Source organism: Streptomyces sp. NPDC017095, assembly GCF_044332325.1.
GTDB lineage: Bacteria > Actinomycetota > Actinomycetes > Streptomycetales > Streptomycetaceae > Streptomyces.
The window spans coordinates 22067-33969 of record NZ_JBIROU010000005.1; the positions used below are offsets into that span (position 1 = coordinate 22067).

10 protein-coding genes are annotated in these 11903 nt (G+C 72.7%); all 10 read right to left on the reverse strand.

The annotated features are described in order from the left end of the window. Nucleotides 1-25 precede the first annotated feature (25 nt). The 10 genes from ACH4OA_RS11550 to ACH4OA_RS11595 all read right to left on the reverse strand — a co-directional run bounded on the left by ACH4OA_RS11550 (nucleotide 26) and on the right by ACH4OA_RS11595 (nucleotide 11710). Nucleotides 26-1390, reverse strand: coding sequence for a GH1 family beta-glucosidase (locus ACH4OA_RS11550; RefSeq protein WP_397968779.1), 1365 nt, complete (start codon nucleotides 1388-1390; stop codon nucleotides 26-28). Between the two features lie 29 nt (nucleotides 1391-1419). Continuing rightward, nucleotides 1420-2259: a carbohydrate ABC transporter permease gene (locus ACH4OA_RS11555; protein WP_365883965.1), complete on the reverse strand. Its 840-nt coding sequence runs from the start codon at nucleotides 2257-2259 to the stop codon at nucleotides 1420-1422. A gap of 13 nt (nucleotides 2260-2272) precedes the next feature. Then, nucleotides 2273-3262, reverse strand: a complete 990-nt coding sequence (locus ACH4OA_RS11560) for a sugar ABC transporter permease (RefSeq protein ID WP_365941601.1) — start codon at nucleotides 3260-3262, stop codon at nucleotides 2273-2275. Nucleotides 3263-3270: 8 nt separating this feature from the next. Further along, complete coding sequence (locus ACH4OA_RS11565) at nucleotides 3271-4587, reverse strand: ABC transporter substrate-binding protein (RefSeq protein ID WP_397938590.1); 1317 nt, start codon at nucleotides 4585-4587, stop codon at nucleotides 3271-3273. Nucleotides 4588-4725: 138 nt separating this feature from the next. Beyond that, complete coding sequence (locus ACH4OA_RS11570; protein ID WP_397968781.1) at nucleotides 4726-5937, reverse strand: MFS transporter; 1212 nt, start codon at nucleotides 5935-5937, stop codon at nucleotides 4726-4728. Nucleotides 5938-6088: 151 nt separating this feature from the next. Then, the gene (locus ACH4OA_RS11575; RefSeq protein WP_397938594.1) at nucleotides 6089-6685 is read right to left on the reverse strand and encodes a TetR/AcrR family transcriptional regulator; all 597 of its coding nucleotides are present in this window, start codon (nucleotides 6683-6685) and stop codon (nucleotides 6089-6091) included. A gap of 63 nt (nucleotides 6686-6748) precedes the next feature. Continuing rightward, nucleotides 6749-8032, reverse strand: coding sequence for an MFS transporter (locus tag ACH4OA_RS11580; RefSeq protein ID WP_397938596.1), 1284 nt, complete (start codon nucleotides 8030-8032; stop codon nucleotides 6749-6751). A 6-nt stretch (nucleotides 8033-8038) separates the two neighbouring features. Then, nucleotides 8039-9130 (reverse strand): polysaccharide deacetylase family protein, encoded by a 1092-nt coding sequence (locus ACH4OA_RS11585; RefSeq protein ID WP_365881891.1) that lies wholly within the window; start codon nucleotides 9128-9130, stop codon nucleotides 8039-8041. Then, a complete protein-coding gene (locus ACH4OA_RS11590) occupies nucleotides 9127-10503 on the reverse strand; it encodes a condensation domain-containing protein (protein ID WP_397968783.1) in 1377 nt (458 codons plus the stop codon). The genes ACH4OA_RS11585 and ACH4OA_RS11590 overlap by 4 nt, the downstream gene beginning before the upstream one ends. A 70-nt stretch (nucleotides 10504-10573) precedes the next feature. Further along, nucleotides 10574-11710: an acyl-CoA dehydrogenase family protein gene (locus tag ACH4OA_RS11595; protein ID WP_365883159.1), complete on the reverse strand. Its 1137-nt coding sequence runs from the start codon at nucleotides 11708-11710 to the stop codon at nucleotides 10574-10576. Between the last annotated feature and the right edge of the window lie 193 nt (nucleotides 11711-11903).

Below are 11903 nucleotides of genomic sequence, written 5' to 3' on the forward strand. Positions count from 1 at the left end.
GTCCACCGGCCGTCCGGGCCGGGGCTCAGGCGGCCCGGCGTGTCCGGCCGCGGTGGACGCGGACGATGTCCGCGTACCGGTGGCCGGAGCCCTTGATGGTGCGGACCTGGGTCGCGTAGTCGACGTGGACCAGTCCGAACCGCTTGTCGTAGCCGTAGGCCCACTCGAAGTTGTCCAGCAGGGACCAGGCGAAGTAGCCGGCCAGCGGGGCGCCCTTGCGGGCGGCCGAGGCGCAGGCCGCGAGGTGGCGCTCCAGGTAGTCCTGGCGCTCGGGGTCGTCCACGCTGCCGTCGGGGCGCACCACGTCCGGGAAGGCGGAGCCGTTCTCGGTGACGTACAGCCTGCGGGCGCCGTACTCCTCGGTGAGCCTCAGCAGCAGCGTCTCGATGCCGGACGCGTCGATCTCCCAGTCCATGCCGGTGCGCGCGACGCCCTCGCGCCGGACGGAACGGGCGTACGGCGCGGGCCCGTCGGGGTCGTGGGCGACGTACGCCGGGAAGTAGTAGTTCAGGCCCAGCCAGTCGAGCGGGGTGGCGATGGTCGCCAGGTCGGCCTCGTCCAGGGGCAGTTCGACGCCGTAGACCTCGCGCATGTCGGCGGGGAAGCCCCGGCCGTGCACCGGGTCCAGCCACCAGCGGTTGACGTGGCCGTCGTGCCGGCGGGCCGCCGCCACGTCCTCGGGGCGGTCGGTGGCCGGGTGCACGGTGGAGAGGTTGTTGACGATGCCGACCTCGGCGCCCGGGGCGGCGGCGCGGATCGCCTGGGTGGCCAGACCGTGGCCGAGGAGCAGATGGCAGGAGGCGCGCACGGCGGCGGTGAGGTCGGTCCAGCCGGGCGCCATCTTGCCCTCCAGATGGCCAATCCAGGCCGAGCAGGACGGCTCGTTGAGGGTGCTCCACAGCCGCACCCGGTCGCCGAGGCGGCCGGCCACGACGGAGGCGTACTCGGCGAACGCCTGCGCGGTGTCCCGCTCGGGCCAGCCACCGCGGTCCTGGAGCACCTGGGGCAGGTCCCAGTGGTAGAGGGTGACGGACGGGGTGATGCCCGCCTCCAGCAGGGCGTCCACCAACTCGTCGTAGAACGCGAGGCCCTTGGGGTTCACCTCGCCGGTCCCGCCGGGGATCACACGCGGCCAGGCCACGGACAGCCGGTAGGCGTTGACGCCGAGTTGCCGCATCAGGCCGAGGTCCTCGCGCCAGCGGTGGTAGTGGTCGCACGCGGTGTCGCCGTGGTCGCCGTTCGCGGTCTTCCCGGGGGTGTGCGAGAAGGTGTCCCAGATGGACGGCGAGCGGCCGTCCTCGGCCACGGCTCCCTCGATCTGGTACGACGCGGTCGCCGTGCCCCACAGGAAGTCGGGCGGGAAGGCGGCGAGGTCGATGGGTTCGGACACGGAAGTCCCTTCGGGATCAGGGGTGGGGGTCACTTGACGGCACCCGCCGTCAGACCCGCGACGAGATAGCGCTGGAGCAGCAGGAAGCCGGCCACCACGGGGACGCTGACGACCAGCGAGGCGGCCATGATCTGGTTCCAGTAGACGTCGTTGAGGGTGGAGTAGCCCTGGAGGCCGACGGCGAGGGTGCGGGTGGTGTCGTTGGTCATGACGGAGGCGAAGAGCACTTCGCCCCAGGCGGTCATGAAGGCGTAGACGGCGACCGCGACGATGCCCGGGGTCGCGGCCGGCACCACGATCCGCAGCAGCGCCTTCAGCGGGCCGCAGCCGTCCACCAGCGCCGCTTCGTCCAGGTCGCGCGGCACCGAGTCGAAGTAGCCGATCAGCATCCAGATGGAGAACGGCAGCGAGAAGGTGAGGTAGGTGAGGATGAGGCCGCCGCGGGAGCCGAACAGGGCGATGCCGGTGGTGTTGCCGATGTTGACGTAGATCAGGAACAGCGGCAGCAGGAAGAGGATGCCGGGTAGCATCTGCGTGGACAGCACGGTCACCGTGAAGACGCGCTTGCCGGGGAAGTCGTACCGGCTGACGGCGTAGGCCGCGAACACGGCGATGACGACCGAGCAGACCGTCGCCGTGCCCGCCACGATCAGCGAGTTGGCGAAGTACCGGGCGAGCGGGACCGTCGACCAGATGTCGACGTACGGCCGGAAGGTCAGTCCGCTCGGCAGCCAGCGGAACTTCCCGGACACGTCCTGCAAGGGCTTCAGCGAGCTGGAGACCATCACGTACACCGGGACCAGCACGAAGCCGGCGAGCAGGGTGAGGAAGACGCGCCGGGACCACAGGAAGGTGCGCGGCGGCGCCATCGGGGAGCGGGTGCTAGACATCGGAGGCCCTCCGTCCGCGCGAGGTGAACAGCAGGTACCCGCCCGTGACGACGAGCAGGAACAGCAGCAGCAGGACGGACATGGCGGAGCCGGTGCCGAAGTTCCAGGTGACGAAGGACGCCTGGTAGATGTGGACGGAGATGAGGTCGGCGGCCTCGGGGGCGGACTTGCCGAACAGCACGTACGGGGTGTTGAAGTCGTTGAACGTCCACAGGAACAGCACCAGGACCAGGACCTGGTTGACCGGGCGCAGCGAGGGCAGGGTGATGCGGCGGATCTGCTGCCACATCCCGGCGCCGTCCAGCGCGGCGGCCTCGTACAGCTCCCGCGGGATGTTCTGCAGTCCGGCCATGACGATGAGGAAGGCGAACGGCCAGCCCTTCCACACCGAGACGGTCAGCAGGGCGTAGAAGCTGTTGTCGCCGATCAGCCAGAACGACGGCTTGCCGGTGAGGTGCAGCTGGTCGTGCAGGACGTGGTTCACCAGGCCGTTGTCGTGCTGGAACATGAACGCCCAGGTGATGACGGCGGCGTAGACGGGCAGCGCGTACGGCACCAGGAACAGGGTCCTGAGCAGTCCGCGGCCCCGGAAGGTGTCCTGCATGAAGACGGCGGCGGCGGTGCCGATCAGCCAGCACAGGCCGACCGACAGCAGGGTGAAGGCGATGGTGACGAGGAAGGAGTGCAGCAGGGCCTCGCCCACCGGCGCGTCGAAGTCCACCGACACGTGGTAGTTGCCGAAGCCGGACCAGGGGGCGGTCCCCCAGTCGCGGATGTAGAACTGGGTCAGCTCCTTGAAGCTCATCGTGATGCCGATGACCATCGGGACCAGATGGACCAGGAGTTCGAGGACCAGGGCGGGCAGCAGGAGCAGGTACGGCAGGGACACGCGGCGCAGCCGTCCGCCGCGGCGGCGGGGCGCGGGTGCCGCCGGGTCCGACGGGGTCTGCCGCACGGGTTCTTTGAAGGCGGTGGTCGTCATCGTCGGGCTCACGCCGCCGGCATCTGCTGCTGGGCCTTCTGCAGCTTGGCCTCGACCGAGTCGGTGGTCACCGAGCGCCCGGCGGCGACGTCGGCGAACAGCTCCTTGACGGCCGTGCCGACCGCCGTCTCGAACTGCGACTCGGAAGGCACCTGCGGCAGGGCGGCGGCGCTGGTGGCGAGGGTGTTCTTCAGCACCGCGGTGGCCGGGGCGCCGAACGCGGGGTCCGCCTGCGCGGAGGTGACCGGCGGGACGGTGCTGTAGGCCTGGTTCAGGATCTTCTGCTCCTCGTCGGAGGTCATGAACTTCACGAAGCCGGTCGCGCCGTCGAGGTTGTGGGTGTTCTTGAAGACGGCCATGTTGATGCCCATGACCGCCGAGTTGACCTGGGTGCCGCTGCCGGGCCTGCCGGAGCCGACCGGCACCGGGGCGACGCCGTAGTCGTCCTCGCTCATCCCCTGGGACTTGAGGTTGGCGGCGGCCGTCTGCCACAGCAGCATGGCCTGCCGGCCCTTGGCGAAGTCGCTGACGGACTGGTTCTGCGCGTACTCGGCGTCCGTGGTGGGGATGACCTTGTCCTCGGCCATCAGGTCGACGTAGCTCTTGACGGCCTCGACCACCTTGGGGCTGGTGAAGTCGGGCTTGCCGTCGGCGGTGAAGAAGTCGGCGCCGTGCTGCTTGGCGAAGACGAAGACGTGGTGGATGTTCTCCGACAGGTTCGACCCCTCGGCGCCGAGCACGGTCTTGCCCCGGGCCTTGATCTTCTTGCCGTCGGCGACCAGTTCGTCCCAGGTGGCCGGCGGCTTGGCGATGCCGGCGTCGGCGAAGATCTTCTTGTTGTAGTAGAGGGCGTACGCCATCGAGTACAGCGGGACCGCGGCCGGGTCCTTGCCCTGGACACCGGTGGAGCCGAGCGCGGTGGCGGCGAACCGGTCCTTGCCGCCGATCTTGGCGAAGTTCTTCTCGTCCCACGGCAGCAGCGCGCCGGTCGCCTGGAGGGAGGCGCTCCAGGTGTTGCCGATGTTCAGCACGTCCGGGCCCTGGCCGGAGGTGGTCGCGGTCAGGATGCGGTTGAGCAGATCCGACCAGGGCACCACCTCCAGCTTCACCTTGATGCCGGTCCGCTTCTCGAACTTGTCCAGCTCCGGCTGGAGAACCTTCTTGTCGTCGGCGATGCTGGCACCCTGGTTGGTCGCCCAGTACGTCAGTGTCTTCGGCGAGTCGTTGGACCCGCCGCCGGTGGACGTACCGCCGCCGCAGGCCGTGGCCGCGAGGGCGAGTGACAGGGTGACGGCGCCTACGGCCGCGGCTCGGATGCTGCGCATGGCTCCCGGTGTCCCTTCGGGGATTGCACTCATGACTTAATTTAGGACGTGAGTTAATCCGCAGTCAGGGCGATCGTCAAGGGATTCGACAGCGCGATCCGGCTCCCGGTCCGGCCGTGGGCGCCCGGTCGGCGGCGGTCAGGGCCTGCGGGCCGCCTCCCTCGCCGCGGCCGGCACCGCACCGCGCTCCGCCGTGGTCCCGGCCGGCCCGGCCGCCCCCCGGGCATGGCGCAGTTCGGGCAGGACGGTCGGCAGGCCCGCGACGGCCAGGGCAGCGCCGAGCCAGAGCGGGGCGCGCAGGCCCCACAGGTCGATGGCGACGCCACCGAGGGAGGAGCCGATGATGACGCCGAGCGTGATGAAGGAGGAGTGGACGGTGTTGACCAGCGGTCCGGCGTTGCCCGCCCGCTGCACCCGGGTCACCATCGCCGGGTTCATGGTGACGCCCACCAGGCCGACGCCCAGCATGCAGGCCACCGCCGGGACGGGCAGGGCGGCGAAGACCGCGAAGCCGGTCAGGAACAGCGCGTTGAGCAGCAGGCCGAGCGCCAGGACCGGCGCGGTGTACCGGTCGGCGAGGCGGCCGACGACCGTGTTGCCGACGACGGTGGCGGCGCCGTAGGCGATCAGCAGCAGCGGGACGGTGCCGGCGTCGAAGCCGGTGAGGCCGGTGAGGAGGGGGCTGAAGTAGCTGAAGGCGGAGAAGGTGGCGCCGATGATCAGCGTGCTGCCGGCCAGCGCCAGCCACAGACGGGGCCGGGCGAGGACACCCGCCTCGGCGCGCAGGCCCTCGCTCGGCGCGGCGTCGAGCCGCGGCACGCCGGCGGCGGTGGCCGCCGCGGCGACGAGGGCGAGCGCGCAGACGGCCCAGAACGCGGCGCGCCAGCCGAGCCGTTCCCCGACGAGGGTGGACAGCGGCAGTCCGAGCGCGGTGCCGAGCATCAGGCCGTTCATGGCCACGGCGACGGCCCGGCCGCGGGCCTCGGGCGGGGCGAGGCGGACGCACAGCGAGACGGCCACGCCGAAGAACGCCTGGGAGGCGACGCCGGTGACGACCCGGGCGGCCAGCATGGTGCCGTAGCCGGTCGCGGTGGCGGCGAGCACGTTCCCGGCGAGGAACACGGCGAAGAGCACCAGCAGGGCGGTGCGGGGCGGCAGCCGGAGCACCGCCATGGTGAGCAGCGGGCCGCCGGCGGCCATGGCGACGGCGAACGCGGTGATGAGGTAGCCGATCTGCGGGACGGTGGCGTGCAGGCCGGCGGCCATCTGCGGCATCAGGCCGGCGACCGCGAACTCGCTGGTCACCATGGCGAAGATGCCGAGCGCCAGGAGGTGGACGGCACGGGGCACGGTGGGCACTCCCTTGAGGGCGGGCCCGCGCGGAGGACCGGCGGATTCTGGATCGCACGGTTCATTACGCGGGCATGGTGGTTGGGTTTTGGATCGATCAGTACAAAAAATGGGCAGCCGTGAACCGCCGGGAGGCGGGCCCGGCGGAAGGTCAGGCGGTCAGGGCGTCCAGGGCGATCGCCGCGATGGCGTCCAGGGCGGCGCGGTCGGCGCCGCCCTGCGCGGAGACCCGCAGCCCCGCGACGGCCGCGTTGAGGAACCGGGCCAGGTCGCCCGGGTCCCGGGAGGAGGTGATGCTGCCGTCGCGCCGGCCGGCCTCGACGGCGGCGCGCAGGGCGGCCAGCCGGCGGGCCGTGTCGCGCTCCAGCATCCCGGCCGCGGCGGCGTCGCGGCCGGCCAGTTCCACCGTCGTGTTCACGGTGAGACAGCCCAGGCTGCGGCCCGCCGGCCGGTTCCGCGCGTCACCGTCGAGCACCGCCGCGAACAGGGCGCGGATCCGGTCGGCGCCCCCGCGCGCGGGGTCCTCCAGGAGGTGCAGCTGTTCCGCGTTCATGGTGGTCATGTAGCGGTGCAGGGCGCGCTGGAACAGGTCGTGCTTGCTCTTGAAGGTGTTGTAGATGCTGCTGCGCCCCAGCCCGGTGGCGGTGCACAGATCCTGGGTGGTGGTGGCCTCGTAGCCCTTCTCCCAGAAGGTGCGCATCGCCGCGTCCAGGGCCCGCTCCTCGTCGAACGTCCTCGGTCGGGCCATGACCGGACCCTAAGGGTTATGGACCGGTCATTGCAATACGGTGCGGTCGCCGGCCCGCGCCGCTCAGGCGCGGTCGGGCACCCGGCCCAGGGTGCGGATCGGGCGGGCCAGCAGCAGCGCGGCGGCGGTGAGCAGGGCGAACACGATGCCCACCTCCAGCACCCGGTCGGTGCCGAACGCCCCGGCGGCCGGACCGGCCAGCGCGCTGCCGACCGGGAACATGCCGACCGAGCCCGCGACCTCGTAGGCGTGGACGCGGTTGAGCACCTCGCCGGGCACCTGGGTCTGCACGCTGGTGGCCCACATGACGCCCCAGAAGGTGATGCCGATCCCGACCACGACCTGGGCGACGGCGAGCAGCCACACCGGCCAGTCGAGCACGATGCCGAGCGGGTAGAGCGGGTACGCCAGCATCGCCACCGCCCCGGCGGCGAGCGGCCGCACCGGCTTGTAGCGCAGCGCCAGCACCCCGCCCGCCACGGTGCCCGCGCCGAACGCGCAGTTGAGCAGGCCGAAGGCGGTGGCTCCGTGCGCGGGCACGATCACCCCGGCGGCGACCGAGAGCTGCGGCCCCCAGGAGAGCACGGCGAAGAACATCCAGATCACGATGACGCCCCACAGCCAGCTCCGGGAGCGGAACTCGTACCAGCCGGCCACCAGATTGCGCCACAGGCTCTCGCCGGCCGGCGGCGCGGGCACCACGCCGAGCCGCAGCGCGAACAGGCAGCCGGCGCTGGTGCCGTAGGCGACGGCGGAGATCACCATGACCCAGCCGGTGGCGGCGGTGCCGACCAGCACACCGGCCAGCGCGGGACCCCCGAGCGCGGTGAGCGCCTCGGAGATGCGCAGCACACCGTTGGCGCCCTGCACGTCCCGGGCCACCAGCGGGACGGTCGAGGAGGCGCCCGGCTGGAACATCGCGTTGGCGGTGCCGGCCACCATCAGCAGCCCGTACAGGTGCCAGAGGTGGTCGATGCCGTGCAGGAACAGGAAGGCGAGCAGCACATGGGTGGTGAGGTTGGCCAGGTCGGAGGCGATCATCATCCGGCGGGCGGTGAACCGGTCGGCGAGCACCCCGCCGAACAGCACCAGGCCGGCGAACGGGCCGACCAGGAAGGCCATCGAGTAGCCCGCGGTGCTCAGGTCGTACCCGGCGCTGAGCAGGCCGGCCGAGACCGCGACCGGCAGCATGGCCCAGCCGAGCAGGCCGGCGCTGCGGGCGGTGAAGTAGTACTGGAAGTTACGGGACCAGATCGCCGGTTCCCCGGCCGGCGGCGGTCCGGCGGGCCGGTCCTGGTCGTGCGGGACCGTCACCGCCGGGGTGTGGTCTGCCGAGCGATCCTTCATGAGTCTTCAGTGCTCCAGCCGTAGTTCGTGCTCTTCTTGGTCGAGCGGCCGCCCGCCGCCGGTGCCGGGCGGCGCGGGCAGTTCCGCCACGGGGACCGGTTCCAGACCGCGCTCCAGCAGGCCCTCGATGATCGACGGCAGGGCCTGCACGGTCTGGCGCCGGTCGCCGCCGCCCTCGTGCATCAGCACCACCGAGCCCGGCCCGGCGGCCTCCAGGACGGTCGCGGCGATCCGCTCCGGCCCCGGTCTCGACCAGTCGCGGGAGTCCACGTCCCACAGCGTCAGGGTGGTGGGATGCCCGTCGAGCGCGGCCAGCACCTCCGGGCTCAGCGCGCCGTACGGCGGCCGGAACCGGGTCGGCGCCTCGCCGGTCACCCGGGCCACCGCCTCCGCCGTCCGGTCGAGCTGTTCGCGCAGCTGCTCCGCGGTCAGGTCGGGCAGGAAGGGGTGCGACCAGGAGTGGTTGCCGAGTTCGTGGCCGGCCTCGGCGATCCGGCGCACCTCGTCGGGCAGCGCCGCGACGTGGTGGCCGACGCAGAAGAAGGTGGCCCGGACGCCGTAGCGGTCCAGGATCTCCAGGATGCGGCGGGTCTGCACCGGATCGGGGCCGTCGTCGAAGGTGAGCGCGATCCGGGGCGTGTCGCGGCTGCCGTGCTCCAGGCAGCGCCCGGCCGCCGTCAGCGCCGCCTGGAGCGGTTCGCTGCGCCGTACGCCCTCGAAGTACTCGTCGGCGCGGCCGGACAGGGTGCCGCTCTCGGCGGTCACCCGGGCCAGCTCGCCGGGCGTGCTGCGGGCCTGCTCGGCCAGCCGGCGGGCCGGGACGGAGCCGAACCGGGGCCGGGGCGGCAGCAGCCAGGGATCGGCTCGGTAGACCTCCAGGCCGGCCGCCGTCATCGGTCCGTCGAGCAGGCCGTTGGTACTGTCGATCACCGCGGCCAGCGGATGTTCCCGGCCCAGCTCCTGGAGCCAGGCGATGAGTCCGGCGACCTGGGCGGCGCCCCAGTCGCTCGGCTCGGTCACCCGGCGGCCCGCGCCGTCGATGACCTCGACCCGGTAGCCCGCGCCCGTCCAGGCGATGCCCGCGTACCGCGTGCTCATGCCGCCTCCAGCGCGATCGCCTCGGTGACGACCAGCCGCTCGACCCCGCGCAGGAAGGTCTCCATGCCCTCGCGGGTGAGGACGGCCGGGTCGGCGGTCATGCACAGCTCCAGGGCGCCGGGGGCGGTCAGCACGTCCACCGCCACGGAGACGTTCGCCCGGGGCAGGAACTCCGTCGGCCAGCTCAGTTCGGTCCGGCCGGCCAGCTCGGCCAGCGCGGCCCGCGGACGCTCCTCGGTGTCGAAGGGGCCGGCGCCCGGGTCCCGGGTGTCGTTCCACCAGCACGAGTGGTCGGCGGCCTCACCCCGCTCCACCAGTCGCGCCACCTCGCGCTCCAGCGCCCACTTGTCGTACCCGGCGTGCCGGAACGCGCTGAACGAGACGGACCGCGTCCGGTGTACCGCGTCCCTGAAGTCCCGGCCCGCGTCCGGCAGGAGGAACACGGCCTCCTGCGCCATCGTGCTGACCGACTCGGCGGCGGCCGGCTGGAAGCGGTTGCTCACCACCACCTGGAACAGGATGTCGTCGCTCCCGGACATCCTGGCCAACTGGTGGGAGGCCGCGCCCAGCAGCACCGCCGCGTCGCTCGCGCCCCAGCCGGCCGCGACCCGCTCGACGGCGACCGCGAGCGCGGGCGAGCGCAGCAGCGCGTTCGGGAACAGCCGGCCCGGATCGGTGGCCGCGAGGTCCGGTGCCGCGGGGGCGGTGAAGATCCGCCGCGGTCCGGCGGCCAGCCGGTCGCACCAGTAGCGCCGGGCCGCCTCGTCCCGGCGGCGGCCGAGCGGTGACGCCTGGAACTCGGCGGCCTGGAGCGGCTGGAGGGCGGGCCGGGCCGCGAGCAGCGACGCGGCGGTCTCTCCCGCCTCGATCAGCCGCAGGTCGCGCAGCATCCGGCCCTCGCCCCACAGGTCCATCGCGGTGTGCGAGGCCGCCAGCACCAGCCGGTGCACCAGCCCTTCGCACTCCACGAGGCCGACCCGGAACGGCCACTGGCGCGCGTGGTCGAACGAGCGGCCCGCCAGCTCCTCCAGCAGGGCCTCGCCGACCGCCGGGGCCTTGGCGGCGGCGCAGACGCGGACCGCGACGGGCAGTTCGCCGGAGCCGTCCACGACCTGGCGCAGACCGTCCTCGCCGTCCGGCAGCAGACGGGTGTGCAGGCTGTCGTGCATCCGCAGCAGCTCCGCCAGGTCCGCGAGGACGCGGGCGGCGGGGCGGGGCGGGACCAGCGGCAGGTCGAGCCGCAGGTTGTAGCGGGGGGCGTCGTCACCGAGCCGGGTGACGACGCCCCAGATCGCCCGCTGGCCCCAGGTGGCGGGGCCGGTGCCGGATCCGGCGGAGTCCAGTGTGAGGGTCCGCTCCTCGACCGTGGTCATCGTGTTCCAAACCGTCCTTTCGGGTTGCCTGTGCGGCACCTGCTGACAGGGGGTGGGCGTGCCGGGACGGCTACAGGCCCTGCGAGATGACCATGCGCTGGATCTGGTTGGTGCCTTCGACGATCTGCAGCAGCTTCGCCTCGCGCATCCAGCGCTCCACCGGGTGGTCGCGGACGTAGCCGGCGCCGCCGAGGACCTGCACCGCGTCGGTGGTCACCTTCATCGCCACGTCGGTGGCGAACAGCTTGGCCTTCGCCGCCTCCAGCGAGTAGGGCCGCCCGGCGTCCTTCAGCCGGGCCGCCGCCAGGGTGAGCGCCCTCGCCGCGGCGATCTGCGTGGCCATGTCGGCGAGCAGGAAGCCGATGCCCTGGAAGGAGAGGATGCGCTGCCCGAACTGGCGGCGCTCCTTGGCGTACCGCACGGCGTAGTCGGCGGCGGCCTGGGCGATGCCGACCGCGCAGGCGGCGATGCCGAGCCGGCCGCAGTCCAGCGCGCCCATCGCGATCAGGAAGCCCTTGCCCTCCCGGCCGATCAGCCGCCCGGCCGGCACCCGGACGCCGTCGAAACCGACCTGGGCGGTCGGGTTGGACCACACGCCCAGCTTCCGTTCCGGCTCGTGCACCACCATGCCGGGTGTGCCGGCGGGGACGACCAGGCAGGACAGTCCCCGGGCGCCCGGTCCGCCGGTGCGGGTGAACACGTTGTAGAAGTCCGCGTGTCCGGCGTGGGTGACCCACGCCTTGGTCCCGTTGATCCGGTAGCCGTCGTCCTCCCGTACCGCCCGGGTGGTGAGCGCGGCGGCGTCCGACCCGGCTTCCGGCTCGGACAGGCAGTAGGCGCCCAGGAGTTCGCCGCCGAGCATGCCGGGCAGCAGTTCCTCGCGCTGGGCCGGGGTGCCGTAGGCGGCGGTGCCGAAGCAGGCGAGGTTGTGCACGTTGACCGCCTCGGCGACGCCGAACCAGTGGTAGGCGATCTCCTCCAGCGCCTGGAGGTAGACCTCGTACGGCTGTCCGCCGCCGCCGTACTCCTCGGGGTACGGCAGGCTCAGCAGCCCGGCCTTGCCCAGGGTGCGCACGATCTCCCGGGGGAACGTGTGGGATTCCTCGAACTCGGCCACGCGGGGCGCGAGTTCACCGGCCGCGATGTCCCGGACCAGGCCGAGCAGATCGGCCGCCTCCTCGGTGGGCAGGATGCGCTGGACCTTCATGGGACGACCTCCGTGCGTGTCGGGTGTGGTGGGCGGGAGCGGGGGGGCCGGGTCCCGCGGCGGGCGGCGCACCGCGCGGTCCGGGCAGGACCGGGCGCCGCGCGGGCGCACCGAAGCCTGGTGACGGCCGGGGCGCGCCGGTCCGTCCGCCTGATGCGGCCGGGGTGCGCCGGGCCGCCCGTCTGGTGGCGGC

Excerpts from the sequence above, each read along its gene's own strand:
- ACH4OA_RS11595 (WP_365883159.1), bottom strand. The coding sequence starts at position 11,710 with ATGAAGGTCCAGCGCATCCTGCCCACCGAGGAGGCGGCCGATCTGCTC.
- ACH4OA_RS11565 (WP_397938590.1), bottom strand. The coding sequence starts at position 4,587 with ATGCGCAGCATCCGAGCCGCGGCCGTAGGCGCCGTCACCCTGTCACTC.
- ACH4OA_RS11585 (WP_365881891.1), bottom strand. The coding sequence starts at position 9,130 with ATGAGCACGCGGTACGCGGGCATCGCCTGGACGGGCGCGGGCTACCGG.
- ACH4OA_RS11560 (WP_365941601.1), bottom strand. The coding sequence starts at position 3,262 with ATGACGACCACCGCCTTCAAAGAACCCGTGCGGCAGACCCCGTCGGAC.
- ACH4OA_RS11575 (WP_397938594.1), bottom strand. The coding sequence starts at position 6,685 with ATGGCCCGACCGAGGACGTTCGACGAGGAGCGGGCCCTGGACGCGGCG.
- ACH4OA_RS11555 (WP_365883965.1), bottom strand. The coding sequence starts at position 2,259 with ATGGCGCCGCCGCGCACCTTCCTGTGGTCCCGGCGCGTCTTCCTCACC.
- ACH4OA_RS11590 (WP_397968783.1), bottom strand. The coding sequence starts at position 10,503 with ATGACCACGGTCGAGGAGCGGACCCTCACACTGGACTCCGCCGGATCC.
- ACH4OA_RS11580 (WP_397938596.1), bottom strand. The coding sequence starts at position 8,032 with ATGAAGGATCGCTCGGCAGACCACACCCCGGCGGTGACGGTCCCGCAC.